The organism is Delftia tsuruhatensis NBRC 16741, assembly GCF_001571325.1.
Lineage (GTDB): Bacteria > Pseudomonadota > Gammaproteobacteria > Burkholderiales > Burkholderiaceae_C > Comamonas > Comamonas tsuruhatensis.
Window position 1 is genome coordinate 1 of record NZ_BCTO01000009.1, and the last position, 20,582, is coordinate 20,582.

Below are 20,582 nucleotides of genomic sequence, written 5' to 3' on the forward strand. Positions count from 1 at the left end.
GGAAGGCGCAAAGCGCCTCAGGGGGTGTTTTCACCCGCCACATGGCGGCGAAGATGCTCCAGGGCTTCCTCGACCTGATCCACCAGCACCAGGCACAGGTCGCCGGGCGTCAGCCGCGCCAGCGCGTGGTCGATGGCGTTGAACTCGCCCTGGATCTGGGTCACGTAGCCGGTGCGCGGTGCGCCTTGCAGGCCTTGCTGCAGCAGGGCCAGGACTTCACCGTCGGCGCGGCCGCGCTGGCAGGCATCCTGGTAGAGGATGACGTCGTCGAAGGCGCGGCCCAGAATCTGGGTCTGCTCGGTGATGTCCTGGTCGCGGCGGTCGCCCGCGCCGCTGATGACCACGCTGCGGCGCTGGGCCGGCATGGCATCCACGGCCTGCACCAGGGCGCGGATGGCGTCGGGGTTGTGGCCGTAGTCGGCGATCAGCGTGGCGCCACGGTAGTCCATGACGTTGAAGCGTCCGGGGGCGTTGTCGCTGTCGTTGACGAAGCCGGCCAGCCCGCGGCGGATGGTCTGCCACGGCAGGCCCACGCCCCAGGCGGCGGCGATGGCGGCCATGACGTTCTCCACCTGGAAGGTGATGGTGCCGTTGCGCGTGATGGGGATCTCGCGCAGGGCGATGGTCTCGCGCCACGAACTTTCGGCCGCAACGATGCTGTCGCCGTCCACGTAGACCACGCGGTTGCCCTGGGCGCGGTGCGTGGCCATCACGGGGTGGTGGCGGTCGGCCGCGAAATAGATGACCTTGCCCGGCGAGGTGGAGGCCATGGCGGCCACCAGCGGGTCGGCGGCGTTGAGCACGGCATAGCCGTCGGCGGCCACGTTCTGCACGATGACGCGCTTGAGCACGGCCACGTCTTCCACCGTGGTGATGTAGTTCAGGCCCAGGTGGTCGCCCGCGCCCACGTTGGTGACCACGGCCACCTGGCAGCGGTCGAAGCCCAGGCCTTCGCGCAGGATGCCGCCGCGCGCGCATTCGAGCACGGCCGCATCGGTCTCGGGGTGGGCCAGGGCGTTGCGCGCGCTGCGCGGGCCCGAGCAGTCGCCGCTGTCGATCTGGCGGCCGTTGACGTAGACGCCGTCGGTATTGGTCATGGCCGTGCGCCAGCCATGCGAGGTGAACAGGTGGGCGATCAGGCGCGTGGTCGTGGTCTTGCCATTGGTGCCGGTGACGGCCACCAGCGGGATGCGGCCATCCTGGCCGGGTGCGAACAGCTCATCGACCATGGGCACGCCCACGTTGCGGGGCTTGCCGAAGGACGGCGCCAGGTGCATGCGCAGGCCCGGTGCGGCGTTGACTTCGACGATGCCGCCGTTTTGCTCCTCCAGCGGGCGCAGCATGGTCTCGCAGACCACGTCCACGCCGCAGATGTGCAGGCCGATGGTCTGGGCGGCCTCGACGGCGCGCGCGGCGATGTCGGGGTGCACGTCGTCCGTCACATCGGTGGCGCTGCCGCCCGTGGACAGGTTGGCGTTGTTGCGCAGCACCACGCGCTGGCCCTGGGCCGGCACGGATTCGGGCGTGAGCCCTTCTGTGGCGATGCGCGCGATGGCGATGTCGTCCAGGCGGATCTTGGTCAGCGCCGTGCCGTGGCCCGAGCCGCGGCGCGGGTCCTGGTTGACCAGCTCGACCAGTTCGCGGATGGTGTGCTGGCCGTCGCCCAGCACCTGGGGCGGCTCGCGGCGCGCAGCGGCCACCAGCTGGCCGCCGACCACCAGCAGGCGGAAGTCGTGGCCCGGCAGGAAGCGTTCGACCATGATGTCGTCGCCGAATTCCGAGGCGGTGGCAAAGGCGGCCTTGAGCTGCTCGTGCGTGGTGATGTTGACCACCACGCCCTTGCCCTGGTTGCCGTCCTGGGGCTTGACCACCACGGGCAGTCCCACTTCCTGGGCCACGAGCCAGGCTTCTTCCACGTCCTTGACGGGGCGGCCCAGCGGCACGGGCACGCCGGCGGCGTGCAGCAGGCGCTTGGTCAGGTCCTTGTCCTGGGCGATGGACTCGGCCACGGCGCTGGTCTGGTCCAGCTCGGCGGCCTGGATGCGGCGCGCCTTGGAGCCCCAGCCCAGTTGCACCAGCGAGCCCGAGGTCAGGCGGCGGATGGGAATGCCGCGCGCCACGGCCGCATCGACGATGGAGCCTGTGGAGGGGCCGATGCGCTCGTCCTCGTCGAGTTCACGCAGCTCGGCCACCACCTTGTCGGCGTCGAAGGGCGTGTCGGCCAGTGCCGACTGCAGCAGCGCACCGGCCTGTTCCATGGCCAGGCGGCCCACAGATTCCTCGGTGTACTCCACCACCACCTGGTAGGTGCCGGCTTCCACGGTCTCGTGCGTGCGGCTGAAGGTCACGGGGCAGCCGGCCTGGGCCTGCAGCGACAGGGCCGCCACTTCCAGCACATGGGCCAGCGACAGGCGCTGGTCTGCACCGTGCGGCTGCAGCGTGCCGATCTTGGGAAAGCGCGCGCGCAGCCGGTCCTCGAACCCTGCCAGGGCCGAGTAGTCACAGTCGCCGGGCTCGCATTGCACGATGGCTTCGATGGCGGTGCTGCGGGTCCAGAGATTGGGGCCGCGCAGGGCTCGGATGCGGGTGATCTGCATAGTGTCTTCTTTCGGAGGGCAGGCCCGCGTCGCCGGGCCTGCCTGCATGTCATCGTGTGGTCGGGCTCAGGCGGCGGCGGTGGAAACCGCAGCGGCGGCCGGCGTGTAGTCGAAGGTCTTGATGCCGGCGACGATGAGGTCGGGGGCAATGTCCATGGACCACGCCGCGGCAATGGCAGCGAGCAGGGCCGGCGTGTCCGGGCGCAGGCCGCCGGGCAGGCTCAGCGCGTCCAGCGTGCCCAGCACGCGCTCGGCGGCGCCCGTGGCCAGGATCACCTGGTTGCCGCGCACGAAGACGGCACGGCCTTCGCTCTCGCAACGGTGGGCCGCTACCACGGGGCTGTCTGCCTGCATCGAATAGAACAGCACCTCGCCGTCGCACAGGCGGGCCAGGTCGGCCACCTGTTCGATGTCGGCATTGAGCACGCCCGCGCCTTCGTCCAGCACCACGTCGATCTGGGTGCGCATCACGCGCGTCATCTGCGACTGCTCGTGCACGTCATGGTCGGGCAACTGCTCGAAGCCGTCCATGTCGGTGACCACGCCGACCAGGCAACGGTCGTAGGCCAGGCCTTCCTCCAGGATGGAGCGGGCCGTGGTCTGGATGACGGCGGCCTGGGCCAGGCGGTTGGTCAGCAGGCGGTGGGCGCCGGCCCAGTTGGCGGTATTGGTCTTCTGGGTCTGGCGGTTGGACAGGAACATGCCTTCGCTGCTGGCCACGCCCGTGAGCTTGCCCGACAACTGCAGCAGCCAGCCCACCAGGCGGGCCGTGAAACCGTTGTTGCGCGTGCCGGCAATGCCGACCAGGGGGATGCGGCCGGCGCCCGTGCCCTCTTCGGTGCGCGGGAACAGGTGGTCGGCGATGGCCATGCCCACGGGGCGCGGCGCGCCGCTGGTGGGCTTCAGATGCATCAGCAGGCCGGGGCCGGCGTTGACTTCGAGGATGGCGCCGCCCTGCTCCTTCATGGGGCGCGAGACGTCCTGCAGGATCATGTCCATGCCCGCGATGTCCAGGCCCACGATCTTGGCGGCCAGCGTGGCCATGTAGGCCACTTCGGGATGGACTTCGTCGGTGCAGTCGATGGCCATGTTGCCGTTGCGCTGCAGCAGCACGCTGGTGCCCTGGGCAGGAATGGTGTCGGGCGTGACGTTCTGGCGCTTGAGTTCCAGCTTCACGGCCGGGGCTTCGAGGTTGATCCAGTCCAGCGGGTATTCCTGCTCGGGGCCGCGACGCGGGTCCTGGTTGACCACGGCGACCAGTTCGCGAACCGTGGACTTGCCATTGCCGGCCACGCTCACGGTCTCGCCACGGCAGGCGGCAACCACCTTGCCGCCCACCACCAGGATGCGGTGCTCGGTGCCGTCGATGAAGCGTTCGACGATGACGTCCGAGCCTTCGGGCTGGGCCAGCGCGAAGGCGGCCTTGATGTCGGCCTCGTCGCGCAGGTCCAGCGTCACGCCGCGTGCGTGGTTGCCGTCCGAGGGCTTGACGGTGACGGGAAAGCCGATGTCCTGCGCCACTTCCCAGGCTTCCTCGGGGCTGTGGACGATCTGGCCTTCGGGCACGGGCACGCCGCAGGCGGCCAGCAGGCGCTTGGTGAAGTCCTTGTCCTGGGCAATGCCCTCGGCGATGGCACTGGTCTGGTCGCTCTCGGCGGTCCAGATGCGGCGCTGCGCGGCGCCATAGCCCAGTTGCACGAGGTTGCCGTCATTGAGGCGGATGTGGGGGATGCGGCGCTCGCCGGCCGCATCGACGATGCAGCCCGTGCTCGGGCCCAGGTAGCGGTCGTTGATCTCGGTCTTGATGGCCTTGATGGCGGCCTTCAGGTCGAAGGGCTCGTCATTGATGGCGGCCATGATCAGCCTGTGGCCATGGGCCAGGGCCGTGCGCGCCACGGTTTCCTCGGGGCAGCGGAAGACCATGCGGTACACGCCGCGCTGCGAGATCTCGCGGGTCTGGCCGAACTCGGCAGGCATGCCCGCCAGGTTCAGCAGCTCGATGATGATGTGCTCCAGCACGTGGCCGCACCAGGTGCCGCCTTCCAGGCGCTGGATGAAGCCGCCGCGCTCGCCCACGCCGCAGTGGTGCTCGACCAGGTCGGGCAGCCAGGCCGTCAGGCGCTCGTTGAAACCGGGAAGCTTGTTCGAGGGATAGTCCTCCAGCTCGCCCAGATCCAGCCAGACCTCCAGCACGGGACGGTAGGTCCAGACGCTGGGTCCACGCAGGTAGGTGGTGCGCAAGAGTTGGATGTCTTTGAATTTCGCCATGTCGGTCAACGGGTAAGCGTGAACGACGACCCGGATTCGGATCGCCGGAGAATGGGAGAGGATTGTGCGCCCAGAAAACCCATGCGCAGTGTTGTCAGCCTAAACCAGGGTTGGCGCGTTGAGCAGGGTATGCCGTGCAACGCGCGGGATATCCACCGGGGAGCTGCGGTTGCCCGCATGACACCAGGAGCCGCCAGGGGCGGGAAAAACAACTCAACATGCAAGAACACCATTCTGTGGACGTTTCGGCCTTCCTTGCCAGCCCCCGCGGGGCTGAGCTGCGAGCCAGGCTCGCTTCCAATGAAAACGTGCTGGCCCTCGCCACGGTTGACCTGACCCTGGATATGCGCTTCGGCGAAGGCTGGGTTGTCCTGACCAACCAGCGCCTCATCGCCTGTGATCCTGCGGATCAGCGATGGAGTGAGTGGATACTCTCTGTCGATCAGAATTTGCGTACGCTGGACCACGGCGGCGTGGGCAACCTCGAATTGCATGGTCCTGCGGCTCGGCTGGCGCTGTGGCGCTTCACCTTGCGCCACCAGGCGGGCGTATTGCGCCTGCTGCAACAGTTCGATCACCAGCGTGAGCGCATGGCGCGTGGCGAGGACTTCGACGGGCCCGAGGACGATGTGCCCCGCTGCCCGGCCTGCCAGACCGAGCTGCCGCCCGAGGCCGACGAATGCCCGGCCTGCGCGCGCCAGCAGGGTCCGCAGACCTCCACCTGGGTGCTGCTGCGCCTGTGGCGCTTTGCCCATCCCTACCGGCACCAGCTGCTGCTGGGCTTTTTGCTGACCCTGGCCTCCACGGGCGCCACCCTGGTGGCGCCCTACCTGACGATTCCCATCGTGGACAAGATCCTGATCCCGTTCCAGAACGGGCAGCAGATCGACAGCAGCCTGGTGGTCTTCTACCTGAGCGGCCTGCTTGCGGCGGCGCTGGTGGCCTGGGGCCTGGGCTGGGCGCGCACCTTCGTGCTGGCCAAGGTCTCCGAGCGCATTGGCTCGGACCTGCGCACGACCACCTACAACCACCTGCTGACGCTGTCGCTGGACTACTACGGCAGCAAACGCACGGGCGACCTGATGGCGCGCATCGGGGCGGAAACAGATCGCATCAATTTGTTTCTATCCTTGAACGCGCTGGATTTCGCCACCGATGTGCTGATGATCGTGATGACCTCGGTCATCCTGTTCTCCATCAATCCATGGCTGGCCCTGGTCACCCTGGTGCCGCTGCCCTTCATCGCCTGGATGATCCACCTGGTGCGTGACCGCCTGCGCACGGGCTTCGAGAAGATCGACCGCGTCTGGTCCGAGGTGACCAATGTGCTGGCCGACACCATTCCCGGCATCCGTGTGGTCAAGGCCTTCGCCCAGGAAAAGCGCGAGGCCGACCGCTTCGCCCAGGCCAATCTGGTCAACCTGCAGGCCAACGACAAGGTCAACAAGACCTGGTCGCTGTTCACGCCCACGGTGACGCTGCTGACCGAGATCGGCCTGCTGGTGGTCTGGGGCTTCGGCATCTGGCTGGTGGCGGGCGGCCAGATCACGGTCGGTATCCTGACGGCCTTCATCGCCTACATCGGCCGCTTCTACAGCCGCCTGGATTCGATGAGCCGCATCGTCTCGGTCACACAGAAGGCGGCAGCCGGCGCCAAGCGCATCTTCGACATCCTGGACCACGTGAGCAACGTGCCCGACCCGGTCAACCCGGTCAAGCTGCCGCGCGTGCAGGGTGCCATCACGCTGGACAACCTGACCTTCCGCTACGGCAGCCGCGCCGTCATCAAGAACCTGGATCTGCAGATTCGCCCGGGTGAAATGATCGGCCTGGTCGGCCACAGCGGCTCGGGCAAGAGCACCCTGGTCAACCTGATCAGCCGCTTCTACGACGTGAGCGAAGGCTCCATCCAGCTCGACGGCGTGGATATCCGCCGGCTCAAGGTGTCGGACTTCCGCAGCAACATCGGCCTGGTGCTGCAGGAGCCCTTCCTGTTCTTCGGCACCATTGCCGAGAACATCGCCTACGGCAAGCCCGACGCCACGCGCGAGGAAATCGTGGCGGCCGCGCGTGCGGCCCATGCCCATGAATTCATCCTGCGCCTGCCGCACGGCTATGACTCCCTGGTCGGCGAACGCGGCCAGGGCCTGTCGGGCGGCGAGCGCCAGCGCATCTCCATCGCGCGCGCGCTGCTGATCGACCCGCGCATCCTGATCCTGGACGAGGCCACTTCTGCCGTGGACACCGAGACCGAGAAGGAAATCCAGAAGGCGCTGGACAACCTGGTGCAGGGCCGCACGACGATTGCCATTGCCCACCGCCTGTCCACGCTGCGCAAGGCAGACCGCCTGGTGGTCATGGACCGGGGCGAGATCGTGGAAGTGGGTCCGCACGACGAACTGATGGAAAAGCAGGGCGCCTACTGGCGCCTGTACCAGGCCCAGGCGCGGCGCGCCGAAGAGGATGCCCAGGCCGCAGGCCTGACCCTGGTCGCAACCACCATCGAGGAATAAGCCATGTCCACTGCCCAACATTGCGCCGCCGGCGCCGATCTGAGCCGCGTACGCGTGGAGCGCAACGCCCATGGCCGCCTGGTGCTGATCCTGGCCGACGGCACGCGCCATGAATCCGTGGTGCCCGTGCGCGCCTTTCCCATTGCCGCGCCGCTGCAAGGCCTGTCCCTGGTCTGTGCCGATGGCAAGGAGGCGCTGTGGGTGGACCACATGGACCACCTGCCCGCGCAGGCCCGCACGCTGATCGAGCAGGATCTGGCCGTGCGCGAGTTCGTGCCCGTCATCCAGCGCATCCGCAAGGTGTCCAGCTATTCCACGCCCAGCACCTGGGACCTGGAGACCGACCGCGGTCCCGCGCAGCTCGTGCTCAAGGCCGAGGAGGATATCCGCCGCCTGTCGGGCCGCACGCACCTGATGATCACCAGCCAGGACGGCGTGCAGTTCAGCGTGCCCGACAGCACGGCGCTGGACCGTGCCTCGCGCAAGATGCTGGAGCGTTTCCTCTAGCGCCTGGTCAGGGTGGTTTCGGGGTTTACCCTTGGTTTGAGGCAGGCCTGGGCGTCTTTCAAAAAAAAGCGCTTCAGTTCTTTCAGGTTCTGTCGATGATGAGGCGACGGCGGGAAATTCCCGCCCACAGCACACATCCAGCAAGAGGGTCGAGCCATGCCAATTCCACCTGTTGACCGATCGCCCATACCGTGGCGCCCGCAAAGCGCCGATCTGTACTCCACCGGCGCGTCGGGAGCGGTGCCCGTGCGTCCCGTGAACGCTGCCAATCCTGTCGAATCCACGGACCGCATCGGCGAAGGCCGTGTGATTCGCGATCCTGAAAAACCGTCCGTGGTGGACCAGGAAAACCGCGACTGGACGCTGGCCGAGGAGATCAAGCAGAAGGAAGAGGTCGAGGAGCCGCCCAAGGAGCCGATTTCCAAGCAGCTCATCGAGTTCATCCAGTCCATGTGGCGCGCCAGCGCCATGGCCGTGGAGCAGGCCCAAGAGGTCAGCAAGGCCGATGACGTGGCCCGCAACAAGCTGCAGGTGCGCGAGGAGCCGTTGACCTATTCGGAACCCAAGGTCAAGCGTACCGGCGGACTTTGAGTGTCAGTGGCTGAATGCGCAGGCTCAGTCCTTTGAGCCTTCGCCTTCCTTCGTGTCCCTGGCAGCGGACACGGCTGCGGCATGCTCGGCGGCCTTTGCCTCTTCGGCCTGCGCCTTGGCCTTCGCCTTGTCGCGCTCGGCGCGGTACTTGACGGCAAAGGCCTGCACCTCCGCATAGGAGACGTAGCCGTCCTTGTCGGTGTCGGCCTCGTCGAAGGCCGCCGCCAGGCGCGGGAACAGCGCCACTTCGGCACGGCTGAGCTTGCCGTCCTTGTTGAAGTCCAGCATCTTGAATTCGCGCTGGGCCTTGATTTCCCCCTTGGTCAATGGCGCCGGGCTGGCCGAGGCCTGTCCGGTGGACGCCTTGTCGGCCGTCTCGGCCGCCTGCGCGCGCGCGGCGGGCAGCATGAAGGCGCTGGTCAGCAGGACGGCAGCGGTGGCCTGCAGCACAGGCGGCCGGCGCAGCAGGGCGGAGCGGTTCATGAGGGGAAAATGCATGGCACCTATTTGGGCATGGAACCGGTGTCTGCAAGCCAGGGCTGTGCGCCCTTTGCAATTGTTTACTTCAGCGGATCGGCGTCCGGATTGGAGATGCCGCTGTTCACATGGCCTGCGGGCACATGGCGGGCCGCCGAGCTGACATGGCCCGATTGGTCGTCGAAGAAGAAATCCGGCTCGAACTCGCGCAGGAAGGGGCCTTTTTCCAGGCCGCCGAGGAACATGGCCTCGTCCACGGTGATTCCCCAATCGAGCAATGTGCGGATGGCGCGCTCGTGCGCCGGTGCGCTGCGCGCCGTCACCAGGGCCGTGCGAATGCGCATGGTCTGGGACGAGTCCGCCTGCTGCTGAAGCCGGTGAAGGGCTTGCAGCAGGGGTTTGAACGGCCCTTCTCCCAGGGGCGTGGCGGCATGGGAGACCTCATGGCGCAGAAAGGCCGGCAGCCCGCCTTGCTGGTAGATGCGCTCGGCCTCGTCGGAAAACAGCACGGCATCGCCGTCGAAGGCAATGCGCACTTCCTGCGGGTAGCGGTCGCCTGCGGGCGTGGAGTCGACCATCACGCGCGCCGCGGGAAAGCCGATGGACAGGGCCTTGCGCACATCGACCTCGTTGGCCGAGAGGAACAGGTGGGCGCCCAGCGGCCGCAGGTAGGAAAACGGATCGCGCCCGCGCGTGAACACGCCGCGCTCTATGTGCATGTCGGCCGCCTTGGCCGAGGCGAACACGCGCATGCCGCTGGCCGGGTCGTTGCGCGAGAGCATCATCACCTCCACGCGCTGCACTTCGGGCGTATTGAAGGCCAGCAGCTTGCGCACCAGCGGGAAGGCGATGCCCGGGCGTGCCGGCTGGTGCACCAGGTCCAGCTGGCGGCGCATGTAGGCCTGCTCGTCGCCCGCATCGAACAGCCGGTTCTCTTCCTCGAAGTCGAACAGTGCGCGCGATGAGATGGCAACGACCAGCTTGTCTTGCAGGGTCACGGGCATGGCTTGGCGCTTGTCGCTATTTGACGAACTGGTTGAGCTGGATGATGGGCATGAGCACGGCCAGCACGATCAGGGCCACGACCATGCCCATGGCCACGATCAGCAGCGGCTCCAGGATGGTGGCCAGGTGCATGGCGCGGCGCTGCACCTCGGTGGACAGCTGGTTGGCCGCGCGCTGCAGCATCACGGGCAGCTGGCCGGTCTGCTCGCCCAGGCGGGCAAACATGGAGATCAGGCCCGGGAAGCGCTTTTTCTGCGCCAGGGCCGAGGCCAGCGGCGCGCCCTCGCGCACCAGGGCCAGCGCGTCCATGGCGTCGGCACGCAGCGCGCGGTTGCCCAGCGTTTCGGCGGCGGCCTGCAACGCCTTGAGAATGGGCACGCCCGCGCCCGCCAGCATGGCCAGCGTGCCGGCAAAGCGTGCCGCGTTGTAGTTGCGCGCCAGCCGGCCGATCAGCGGCAGGCGCAGCCACCAGGCGTCGAAGCGCTCGCGCAGCACGGGATTCTTCATGGACAGCCGGAAGCCCACGGCGCCCAGCACCAGGGCGACCAGCGCGGCCCAGCCATAGCTGCGCACAAAGTCGCTGAGCGCCAGCATGGCCACGGTGAGCCAGGGCAGGGCGCGCTTGGTGCCCGCGAACACGCTGGCCACCTGGGGCACCACGTAGCTGACCAGGAACAGCACGATGACGATGGCCACCAGGGTCACGATGGCCGGGTACAGGGCTGCGCCAATAAGCTTGGACTGCAGGGCCTGGCGCGATTCCAGGTCGTCGGCCAGCCGCTCCAGCACCGGGCCCAGGCTGCCGCTGGCCTCGCCGGCGCCGATCACGGCGCAGTAGATGTCGGAGAATTCGCGCGGATGCTGGGCCAGTGCGCGGGCAAAGGTGGAGCCTGCGTTGACCTCGGCGCGCAGCGCGGCCACGAGGTGGTGCTGGCGCGGGTCGTCGGCTTCTTCGGACAGCGCGGCCAGGGCGCGCTCTATGGGCAGGCCTGACCCGACCAGCCCCGCCATCTGGCGCGTCCACACGGTGAGCCCTGTGGAGCCAAGGACGGGGCGGGTCAGCCAGCGCGAGGCGCCACCCTGCGGGCCGGACGCGGAACCCGAGGCCACGATCTCCACGGCCATGGGCACCAGGGCCTGGGCGCGCAGCTGGCTGCGCGCGGCGCGCGCGTTGTCGGCTTCGATCGTGCCCTTGCGGGTCTGACCTTGGGCATCCAGGGCTTCGAAGGAAAAGGCAGGCATGCGCGGCGGGAGTCGGGAGGGGCTGGGGAAGGATGGCGTTCAGGAAACGCCAGGCGGCGATCCAACCCCCGATGGTAGCCGCTGCCGGTGACGGCTGGATGGCGAGGCCGTCTCGGGCCTCGCCCCCAGGTCCCGGAGGTGCCTATGCCGGCTGGGCGGCCAGGTCCGCTTCGTTGAGCTGGATGGAGCGCAGCGAGGCCGGGCGTTCCATCAGCGGCTGGCCGTAGTCGCTGAACTCGGGCAGCGCGGGCAGCAGCTTCATCATCGTCCCCCAGCGCAGGTAGCTGGCCATGAGCACGTCGGCGGCGGTGAACTGGTCGCCGCACAGGTAGCGCCTGCCGGCCACGGCCTGGCGCAGCGTCTGCACCACGTCGTCATAGCGGCCATAGCCGGCGGACATGGCCTGGTCGGCCGTCTGCTGCTCCAGGTGGCCCTGGCTCTTGGCTGTCATCAAGGCGTCGACGGGGCCGGCCAGGAAGAACATCCAGCGGTGGTAGACGCCGCGCAGCGGGCTGTCCACGGCCGGCGCGAGCCTTCGTTCGGGGAAGATGTCGGCCAGATAGGCAAGGATGGCGGCCTGTTCGGTGATCACGGTCTCGCCGTGCACCAGCGCGGGGACCTTGCCCATGGGGTTGATGGCCAGGTAGTCGGCAGCCTTCATGGTGCTGCCGAATTCCAGCCGCACGGGCTCATAGCGGGCGCCGCATTCCTCCAGCATCCAGCGCGCGATGACGGCGCGCGAGCGGGGGTGGAAGTAAAAGCGCAGAGGCTTGATCGAGTCGTTCATGAAGGCTCCCAGTGGTTTGAATGCATGGCGAGAAGGCCATGGGAGCGACTGTAGGAGGCCATGCTGACAGTTTTTGTCAGCAGTGGTGTCAGCGGACCGTGTAGCCCAGTTGCCGCGACCAGCGTTCGATCAGGCCGCTGCGGTGGTCGGGATACCGTTCCTGCAGATCGGTGACGGAGCGCACGCGGTCGGCGCGGAAATGGCGGAAGTCCTGGCGCAGTTCGCACCAGGCCGCAAGAATGCGCCGCTGATCGAAGAAAGCCATGGCAAAAGGCCAGATCTGGCGCTCGGTCGGCTGGCCCTTCTCATCCGTGTAGTGCAGCAGCACCCGGTGCTGGCGCCGTATCGCCAGGCGCAGCGCGGTCTGCCAAGGCTCGGTCACGGATTCGTGGCAGATGGGCGGCACCAGCAGGCCGCTGGTGTCCACCTCGATGCGCAGCTCCAGCGGCAGCGCGCTGCGTATGCGGTCCAGCGCGGCGATGGCGGCCTGGGCGAGCTCGGGGTCGGCCTGGCGGCTGGCCCAGCGCGCGCCCAGCAGCAGGGCTTCCAGCTCATCGGGCGTGAACATCAGCGGCGGCAGCAGAAAGCCGGGCCGCATCTCGTAGCCCACGCCCGGGTCGCCCGCAATCGCGGCACCCTGTTCGCGCAGGGTGGCGATGTCGCGGTAGAGGGTGCGCAGGCTCACGTCCAGCTGCCGGGCCAGCACCGGCCCGGCCTGGGGCAGGCGCGCGCGGCGCAGCAGGTCGATCAGCTGCAGCAGCCGGGCGGAGCGGCTCATGCCTTCAGCGGCCCATGACGCCGGCCGTGATCTCCAGCGAGCGCAGGCGCAGGTCGCGGTCATACACGTCGCTGACCAGGATCAGCTCGTCGGCCTCGGTGTCGGCCTGCAGCTTCTGCAGGCGCGTGCGCACCTTGTCCGGGCCGCCGATGGAGGCCACGGCCAGGAAGTCGCCGATGGCGCGGCGCTCCTGCTCGCCGAGCTGGGCCGCATAGTTCTCGATGGGGCGCGGCAGCAGTCCGCGCCGGCCCGTGATGATGCCCAGCACGCGCTGGTAGGTGCTGCTGGCCAGGTACTCGGCCTCGTCATCGGTGGGCGCGGCGATCACGGGTGCGCCGACGATCACGTAGGGCTTGGCCAGTTGGGCCGACGGCTTGAACAGGCTGCGGTACAGCTGTACGGCCTGGTAGAGCATGCGCGGCGCGAAGTGCGAGGCAAAGGCGTAGGGCAGGCCCAGATGGGCTGCGAGCTGGGCCGAGAACAGGCTGGAGCCCAGCAGCCAGATCGGCACGTTGGTGCCCGCGCCGGGCGTGGCCACCAGCTTTTGATCCGGCGTGGCCGGGCCCAGCAGGCGCTGCAGCTCCATCACGTCGCGCGGGAAGTCTTCCTCGGTCTCGACGCGGTCGCGGCGCAGGGCGCGCATGGTGGCGCCATCGGTGCCGGGCGCACGGCCCAGGCCCAGGTCGATGCGGCCCGGATACAGCTCGGCCAGCGTGCCGAAGGCTTCGGCCACCACCAGCGGGGCATGGTTGGGCAGCATGATGCCGCCCGAGCCCACGCGGATCTTCGAGGTGCCGCCTGCAATGTGGCCGATCAGCACGGCCGTGGCCGAGCTGGCGATGCCGGGCATGTTGTGGTGCTCGGCCAGCCAGTAGCGCTCGAATCCCAGTGCCTCGGCCTTGCGGGCCGTGGCCAGCGCGATGTCCAGGGCCTCGGCGACGGTGCCGCCTTCGCGCACGGCCACGAGGTCGAGCATGGACAGACGGACTTCATTGAATGATGTCATGGCAGGTTCCAACTTCCAGTTCACGGTGGGTGGGGGCGGCGCGGGCCTTGCCGCGCCAGGGCATTCCTGGTGCGCGTTCGCGCACTCAGTTTCTTCTGGACATTTCCCGCGCGCAGGTGATGCCCAGCACCACGCACCAGACCAGGGGGAGGATGGCTGCCGCCAGATGGTTCTCGCCCTGCTGGATGGCCAGCCAGGACAGCGGCAGAGCCACCAGCGCCGACAGACGGATGACACGGCGCAGCTGGCTGGTGGACAGCCGGAACTTGAACCACCACAGGGCGATGTAGCTGATCAGGCTCAGCGTGGCGACCCACAGGAACAGGTCGCCGCCATAGGGAGCGCTCCAGGCGCGTAGGGATTCCAACATGCCGACCATTGTGGCAAACAGGGATGCCCCGTGCTGCGCAGGGTCGGGCGTGGTCGCCTGCGCCTAGTCGCGCGTGACGCGCAGCACTTCCTCGGGCGTGGTGATGCCCTCGCGCACCAGGCGCTCGCCATCGTCGCGCATCAGGCGCATGCCCGCGGCCAGCGCGGTGTCGCGGATCTCGGCCTCGCTGGCCTGGCGGTGGATCTGCGCGCGGATGGTGTCGTCCACCACCAGCATCTCGAAGATGCCGGTGCGCCCCCGGTAGCCGCTGGGCTCGGTGGTGTCGATCTTGCGCACCAGGCGCTGGGCCAGCACACCCAGCAGGGAGGACGACAGCAGGAAGGGTTCCACCCCCATGTCGATCAGGCGCGTGACGGCGCTGGAGGCATCGTTGGTGTGCAGCGTGGCCAGCACCAGGTGGCCGGTCAGCGAGGCCTGGATGGCGATCTGCGCGGTCTCGAAGTCGCGGATTTCGCCGATCATGATCACATCCGGGTCCTGGCGCAGGATGGCGCGCAGGGCCTTGGCGAAGGTCAGGTCGATCTTGGCGTTGACCTGGGTCTGCCCCACGCCGGCCAGCTCGTACTCGATGGGGTCCTCCACCGTCATGATGTTGCTGTGGCTGGCGTCCATGCGCGACAGTGCCGCATACAGCGTGGTGGTCTTGCCCGAGCCCGTGGGGCCGGTGACCAGCACGATGCCGTGCGGCTGGGCCGTCAGGTGGGTGAATCGCCTCAGCGTCTCGCCCTGCATGCCCACGGCCTCCAGGCTGAGCTTGCTCTCGCTCTTGTCCAGCAGGCGCAGCACGGCGCGCTCGCCGTGGGCGCTGGGCAGGGTGGAGACGCGCACGTCGATGGCGCGCGTGCCCAGGCGCAGGCTGATGCGGCCGTCCTGGGGCAGGCGCTTTTCGGCGATGTCCAGGTCGGCCATGATCTTCAGTCGCGAGATCAGCGCTGCATGCAGTGCGCGGTTGGGCTGCACGACTTCGCGCAGGTCGCCGTCCACGCGAAAGCGCACGCTGGAATGGCGCTCGTAGGGCTCGATGTGGATGTCGCTGGCGCCGTCGCGCGCGGCCTGCGTGAGCAGGGCGTTGAGCATGCGGATGATGGGCGCGTCGTCGGCCGTCTCCAGCAGGTCCTCGACCGCAGGCAGCTCCTGCATCATGCGCGAGAGGTCGGCGTCGGACTCGACCTCGCTGACCACCAGGGCAGCGCTGGACTCGCCCTGCGAGTAGGCGGCGCTGATGCGGTGGGCCAGCGTGCCCGCGTCCAGCATCTGCCAGCGCTGCACCGCATGCCTGCGCTGGACTTCGGACAGGGCCTGCCAGTCGGGCGAGGGGCCGTGCCAGAGCAGGGGCTCGTGGCCGTCGTCCTCGATCAGCAGCTGGCTGGTGCGCGCAAACGCATAGGGCAGGGGATAGCGCATGGGGCCTTCCTGCCTCAGAGCGCGCCGGGCGCGGCCGGCACGGGGGCGGGCGCGGCGGGCTGCGGCTGGGTGAAGTCGATCAGCTCGGGCCTGGCGCCCGGCACGTTGACGATGGCGGCCGGGTTGGTGAACGAGCCGGGGTCCGGCTGCGGCGTCAGCGTGGGCAGCACGGGCGCGGCATTGACCGAGCGCAGCAGGGCGCTGGGCTCGGGCTGCAGGCTCTGTTGCTGCGCGCGGATGGCTTCGTAGCGCTCGGAAGAGACCTGGTTGGTCGCAGTCGCATCGCGCATCACCACGGGGCGCAGGAAGACCATCAGGTTGGTCTTGTTGCGCTTGCGGTTGGTGTTGCGGAACAGGTTGCCCACGACGGGAATGTCGCCCAGCAGAGGCACCCGGTCCTCGGCCTGGGAGTAGTTGTCGTCGATCAGGCCGCCGAGCACGACGATGTTGCCGTCCTCGACCAGCACGTTGGACTCGATGGAGCGCTTGTTGGTGGTCAGGCCGTTGGTGTCCTTGCGCGTGGACTCGTCCACCGAGGAGACTTCCTGGAACACGGCCAGCTTCACCGTGCCGTTCTCGTTGATCTGCGGGCGCACGCGCAGCATCAGGCCCACGTCCTTGCGCTCCACGGTGGTGAAGGGGTTGACCGTGCCGCCCGTGGAGTTGCTGGCGTACGAGCCCGTGACCATGGGCACGTTCTGGCCCACGATGATGCGCGCCTCCTCGTTGTCCAGCGTCATCAGGTTGGGCGTGGACAGGATGTTGGCGTCACCGCTGTTTTGCAGGAAGTTGGCCAGAAAGCCCAGCGTGTCCTTGCCGTTGACGCGCTGCGTGAAGCCGAGGTTGGTGCCTCTCAGGCTGGACAACGTGTCTCCCGTGATGGCGCTGCCGTCGAGGCCTCCATCCTTGACCAGGCCGAGCAGGTTCAGGATGTTGGCGCCCGCCACATTGGAGTTCGTGCCCAGGGTGCCGATCACGCGGCCGTTGTTGCTGAGCATGGCCTGCCACTGGATGCCGAACTGGGCCAGCCGGTTGTCCTTGATTTCGACGATCAGGCTTTCGATCAGCACCTGGGCGCGGCGGCCGTCGAGCTTGTCGATCACGGCGCGCAGTTGGCGGTAGACGGGCGGCGGTGCCGTGATGATCAGCGAGTTGGTCGAAGGATCGGCCTGGATCATGCCGCCCGTGGAGGGCTGCTGGGCCACGCCCAGCGCGCCGCCCCCGCCGCCGCTGCCCAGGCCCGAGGACGAGCCCATGCCCATGGATGCCGTGCCGCTGGAGTCGCGCGAGACCACGGGCTGCGAGGTGGGGATGGAGGACATGCCGCCGCCCTGCGGCAGGGTGCCGCCCGCACCGGGCTGGCCGCTGGCCGTGCCGGCGGCCGTGGCCTGGGCGCCGATGGCGGCGCGCAAGGTGGCGGCCAGCGCCACGGCGTCGGCGTTCTTGAGATAGACCACGTGGATGTTGCCCTGGTCGCCGCCGCCGTTCATGGCGGGCTGGTCCAGCCGCGCGATCAGCGAGCGCACCTGGGCCAGGCGTGCCGGGTTGGCCGCGCGCAGCACGATGGAGTTGCTGCGCGGCTCGGCCATCAGCGAGGTCTTGAAGGCGTTGTCGCTCTGTCCCGGAATATTGGCGCCGCCTGCGGTCACCGTGAGGCCGCCGGGGCTGGCCGTGCCGCCTTCGATCAGGCGCGAGACCAGGGCCACCATGTCGGTGGCCACGGCATGGCGCAGCGGGATGATTTCGACATCGGTGGCGTTGGATACGTCCATGGTCGCCACGATGCGCGAGATGCGCTGCAGGTTGTCTGCGTAGTCGGTGATGACCAGCGAGTTGTTGCCCGGGTTGACGTTGATGGTGTTGTTGGGGCTGATCAGGGGGCGCAGCACGGGCACCAGGTTGGCCGCGTTCTCGTAGTTGAGCTTGAAGATCTGGGTGACGATCTGGCTGCCGGTGCTGCTGCGGCCCGCGCCCACGGCCACCTCGCTGGCCTGCAGCTTGGCGTCGGCTTCGGGGATGACCTTGTACAGGCCGGCCGATTCGACGATGGTGAAGCCCTGCAGGCGCAACGCGGCCAGGAACTGCTGGTAGGCGGTGGCGGGCGGCACGGGCTTGTCGGTCAGCAGCGTGATCTGGCCCTTGACGCGGGGGTCGACCACCACGTTGCGGTTGGTGATGGCGCCGATGGCACGCGAGACGGCCTCGATGTCGGCACCCGAGAAATTCAGCGTCACAGGCTCGCCCGGACGCAGGCTGGGCGTGGCGCCGGCCGGTGCATTGGTCTGCTGGGCCTGGGCGGTGCCAGCGGTGCAGGCCAGCATGGCGCTGACGGCCAGCGTGTGCAGGGTGTTGCGCCAGAACGGGGTCGTGTGCTGCTGAGTCATGGATCAACCAAAGGAAATGATGGACCGGGGCCCCTGGCGCCGTCCCAGAATGTTGAGCAAGTTGGACAGCGCGGTTTCGCGCTCGGGGCTGGCCGAGGCCTCGCCCTGGAAGTGCAGCCGCTGGCCTACCCATTGGCCCTGGCCGCTCAGGCGCAGGTCGCCGGTCAGGGTACTGAGCTGCAGCTGCGGACTGTCGCCCCCGAGGATGTCGAGCCGGTAGCTGCCCAGCGGGCGCAGAGGGGACAGCCGCGAGGATACGGCCAGCGCCTCCAGCCGCGTGCTGCCGTCGCTGCGCCAGCGCCCCGATTGCCACAGCAATTGCAGTTGCAGGGCCTGCGTGGCCAGCCGCAGCTGGCCTTGCAGGTCCACCGTGTTCCAGGGCGTGCCCAGGCCGGACAGCAGCGAGGCGGGCCAGCGCGTGTCGCTGTCGTGCACCACGGCGCTCAGGCCCTGCCAGCGCGGCAGCAGGTCCAGCACCACGGGCGTGGGTGTGCAGCATTCGCTGCGCAGCTGAATGCGGGCACCGTCCAGGCGCGGGCGCAGCGTCCATTCCAGCCGCGTGGGCAGGGCCGTGCGGTCGCGGCTGCCGGCGCCTCCGGTGAAGGCCAGGGAGGCCGAGCCGTTCCACAGCGTGCCGCGCGGTTGCAGCAGCAGTACCTGGCCCTGTGTGGCGGAATCCACGCCGCGTGCCAGCCAGGCGGCGGGTGCCCAGACGACGGTGGTGGCCACCAGGCCGCACAGGGCGCCTGCCAGCGCCCAGCCGCGCGGTGAGCGCAGGACAGGCTGGGAGCGGGGCTGGCGGCGCATGCTCAAGGTGCCCGCGACGGATCGACAGGCAGGTCCAGCACCAGGCTGCCATCCCAGCGCACGGCATCGGCAGCGCCTGCGGCGCTTGCAGATGCACTGCGGGCCAGCTTCATCTCGGCGGGAACGGCGTGCGTGTTGCTGCGGACCTGGGCCAGCCAGCGCGCCAGCGCGGCGGCGGGTGCGGCCTTGAGCGTGATCTGTGCGCGGTCGCCCATCCAGTTCAATTGGGCGGAGGCGCCCAGTTCGGCGGACAGCGAGCTTTGCAGCAGCGCCTTGGCATCGCCGACCACGGGGCGTGCGTTGCCGCGCAGCTGCTCGGCCTCGGCCTGCAGCAGCTGCATCTGGCGCAACTGGCGGTCGGCCTGGGCATGGCGTTCGGGCGCGGTGCGCAGGCTGTGCAGGGCGGGGGCCAGGGCCACCCACCACAGCAGGGCCAGTGCCACCACGCCACCGGCCAGCAGGGTCATGTTCTGTTCACGCGGCGCCAGAGCATTCCAGCGCGCGCGCAGGGGTGCCAGGCTTTGGCGGGATGCGCGCATGTTCATGGCCGGGCCTCCTGGGCAAGCAGCAGGTCGGCGCCGTCACGCTGCAGTCGCAGGCCGCTTGCGGCCAGATGTTGTTGTGCCTGCTCCAGTGCCTCGGCCTCCAGCGAGACGCCCTTGAGGCGCAGCTGCCGGTCCTGGTAGTCCATGGCCTGCGGCAACTGGCCGGCAGGCAGGGCCCGGGATGCGGCGGCCAGCAGGGGTTCCAGGTCGCCCTGCGTCAGCGCGCCGGCGCTCTGGCGCAGCGTGGCGACTTCGCGCTGCATTTGAACGGGCGCATCGACGATGACGGGAACGCGCGGAAAGCTGGTGGCCAGCGTGGAGCGCACCTGGACCTGCTTGGCCGCGATGGCGCGGTTTTCGGTCCAGGCCCAGGCATTGAGGCCCACCACCTGGGCCAGCAGTGCGAGCGCGGCACCCCAGCGCGCGGCCTTCCATTGCGGCGCGCGCAGAAAGCTCTGCCAGCCGTCGAGCATGCGTCGGCGGGTGCGGCTGCCGCCGCCCAGGTCGAGGTCGAACTGCGCCAGGTCCCAGTTTTGTGCGCGGGCCGCCAGGCCGCGCTGGGCGTCCGTCAGCAGGCTGACGGGGCGCTGCAGGGCCTCGGCGGCGCGGGCCAGCGCCGGGTCCGCCTGGATCGGGGTGTCGGGGGGCAGGGCCTGCAGCAGGGCGGCCAGCATGGCGGGGTCGGCACTGTCGGTGCGCAGCGGCAGGCAGGCCAGCGAGTCCATGCCTTGCGGGGCCGTGCTCAGGCCGGTGGCCAGCAGCCAGGCCGATTCAGGCGTGCCCACGGCCCACAGCTGGGGCGTGGACTGGGGCGGGCATTCGGGCACGATGCGGCCCACGGGCCGGCCTGCGGACTCCAGGGCCTGCAGATGGGCATGGAGCCAGGCCTTGTCGCAGGCGGCAACCCAGCAGGGCTCGCCCGCGCGTGCCTGAGGCTGCAGCGCCAGATGCAGTTGGGAGGGGTCGTCGAGCAGGCGCTCTTCCAGCAGCCCGTCGAGCACGGCACGCAGGCGCACATGTCCACGCCGGCTCCCCGTAGGCACGCCATGGGGGAGGCTGACCAGATGCCAGGACAAGGCCTGGTGCGGCACCACGGCAACCGTCTGGCCGGTGCGGCCAGGATCGGGCAGCAGGCCTGCTGCGGCGTGGCCATGCCGGTCGGCGCGCAGGCCGTCGCTGCTGAGTGCGTAGGCGTATTCGCCAGCGGGGCCCGCAGGCAGATGAAGAATCAAGGTGCTCATGGACGGAAGCGGGCATTGTAGGGGCCGAGTGTGACAGGC

Annotated in this window: 17 protein-coding genes; 3 read left to right on the forward strand and 14 right to left on the reverse strand. The window is 68.8% G+C overall.

Annotated elements, in window-relative coordinates; genetic code table 11:
* Positions 1 to 17: 17 nt before the first annotated feature.
* Positions 18 to 2,597 (reverse strand): cyanophycin synthetase, encoded by a 2,580-nt coding sequence (cphA, locus tag DTS01S_RS02695; protein ID WP_017407310.1) that lies wholly within the window; start codon positions 2,595 to 2,597, stop codon positions 18 to 20.
* 66 nt (positions 2,598 to 2,663) lie between these two features.
* Positions 2,664 to 4,865, reverse strand: a complete 2,202-nt coding sequence (locus DTS01S_RS02700; protein WP_016450863.1) for a cyanophycin synthetase — start codon at positions 4,863 to 4,865, stop codon at positions 2,664 to 2,666.
* Positions 4,866 to 5,083: 218 nt separating this feature from the next.
* Here DTS01S_RS02700 and DTS01S_RS02705 point away from each other — a divergent pair, with 218 nt between their 5' ends.
* The 3 genes from DTS01S_RS02705 (at position 5,084) to DTS01S_RS02715 (ending at position 8,476) form a co-directional block, all read left to right on the forward strand.
* Positions 5,084 to 7,378 carry a cyanophycin metabolism-associated ABC transporter gene (locus DTS01S_RS02705; protein ID WP_061287308.1) on the forward strand — a complete coding sequence of 765 codons (2,295 nt, stop codon included), beginning with the start codon at positions 5,084 to 5,086 and terminating at the stop codon, positions 7,376 to 7,378.
* A 3-nt stretch (positions 7,379 to 7,381) separates the two neighbouring features.
* On the forward strand, positions 7,382 to 7,885 hold the full coding sequence (locus DTS01S_RS02710) for a cyanophycin metabolism-associated DUF1854 family protein (protein WP_016448746.1): 504 nt from the start codon (positions 7,382 to 7,384) through the stop codon (positions 7,883 to 7,885).
* A 156-nt stretch (positions 7,886 to 8,041) separates the two neighbouring features.
* Complete coding sequence (locus tag DTS01S_RS02715) at positions 8,042 to 8,476, forward strand: hypothetical protein (protein ID WP_016450864.1); 435 nt, start codon at positions 8,042 to 8,044, stop codon at positions 8,474 to 8,476.
* 24 nt (positions 8,477 to 8,500) lie between these two features.
* On the opposite strand, the gene DTS01S_RS02720 is transcribed toward DTS01S_RS02715, so the two are convergent.
* From DTS01S_RS02720 to gspL, 12 genes are all read right to left on the reverse strand, one after another.
* Positions 8,501 to 8,974: an EF-hand domain-containing protein gene (locus DTS01S_RS02720; protein ID WP_017404594.1), complete on the reverse strand. Its 474-nt coding sequence runs from the start codon at positions 8,972 to 8,974 to the stop codon at positions 8,501 to 8,503.
* A gap of 62 nt (positions 8,975 to 9,036) precedes the next feature.
* Complete coding sequence (locus DTS01S_RS02725) at positions 9,037 to 9,957, reverse strand: 5'-nucleotidase (protein WP_016450866.1); 921 nt, start codon at positions 9,955 to 9,957, stop codon at positions 9,037 to 9,039.
* Between the two features lie 16 nt (positions 9,958 to 9,973).
* Positions 9,974 to 11,200: a type II secretion system inner membrane protein GspF gene (gene gspF, locus DTS01S_RS02730; RefSeq protein ID WP_013800646.1), complete on the reverse strand. Its 1,227-nt coding sequence runs from the start codon at positions 11,198 to 11,200 to the stop codon at positions 9,974 to 9,976.
* A gap of 142 nt (positions 11,201 to 11,342) precedes the next feature.
* Positions 11,343 to 11,987: a glutathione S-transferase family protein gene (locus tag DTS01S_RS02735; protein WP_016448741.1), complete on the reverse strand. Its 645-nt coding sequence runs from the start codon at positions 11,985 to 11,987 to the stop codon at positions 11,343 to 11,345.
* 88 nt (positions 11,988 to 12,075) lie between these two features.
* Positions 12,076 to 12,765, reverse strand: coding sequence for a helix-turn-helix transcriptional regulator (locus DTS01S_RS02740; protein WP_061287309.1), 690 nt, complete (start codon positions 12,763 to 12,765; stop codon positions 12,076 to 12,078).
* A gap of 4 nt (positions 12,766 to 12,769) precedes the next feature.
* Entirely contained in the window at positions 12,770 to 13,771 is a 1,002-nt protein-coding gene (locus DTS01S_RS02745) for an LLM class flavin-dependent oxidoreductase (protein WP_061287310.1), read from the reverse strand.
* Between the two features lie 85 nt (positions 13,772 to 13,856).
* Positions 13,857 to 14,141, reverse strand: coding sequence for a hypothetical protein (locus DTS01S_RS02750; RefSeq protein WP_254787878.1), 285 nt, complete (start codon positions 14,139 to 14,141; stop codon positions 13,857 to 13,859).
* 63 nt (positions 14,142 to 14,204) lie between these two features.
* Positions 14,205 to 15,566: a GspE/PulE family protein gene (locus tag DTS01S_RS02755; RefSeq protein WP_016448738.1), complete on the reverse strand. Its 1,362-nt coding sequence runs from the start codon at positions 15,564 to 15,566 to the stop codon at positions 14,205 to 14,207.
* Between the two features lie 14 nt (positions 15,567 to 15,580).
* The gene (gspD, locus tag DTS01S_RS02760) at positions 15,581 to 17,950 is read right to left on the reverse strand and encodes a type II secretion system secretin GspD (protein ID WP_017404591.1); all 2,370 of its coding nucleotides are present in this window, start codon (positions 17,948 to 17,950) and stop codon (positions 15,581 to 15,583) included.
* Positions 17,951 to 17,953: 3 nt separating this feature from the next.
* Positions 17,954 to 18,757, reverse strand: coding sequence for a type II secretion system protein N (gene gspN, locus DTS01S_RS02765; RefSeq protein ID WP_016450868.1), 804 nt, complete (start codon positions 18,755 to 18,757; stop codon positions 17,954 to 17,956).
* Positions 18,758 to 18,759: 2 nt separating this feature from the next.
* Positions 18,760 to 19,302: a type II secretion system protein GspM gene (gspM, locus tag DTS01S_RS02770; protein WP_017404590.1), complete on the reverse strand. Its 543-nt coding sequence runs from the start codon at positions 19,300 to 19,302 to the stop codon at positions 18,760 to 18,762.
* Positions 19,299 to 20,543: a type II secretion system protein GspL gene (gene gspL / locus DTS01S_RS02775; RefSeq protein WP_016448734.1), complete on the reverse strand. Its 1,245-nt coding sequence runs from the start codon at positions 20,541 to 20,543 to the stop codon at positions 19,299 to 19,301. Before gspL ends, gspM begins: the two co-directional genes overlap by 4 nt.
* Positions 20,544 to 20,582 lie beyond the last annotated feature (39 nt).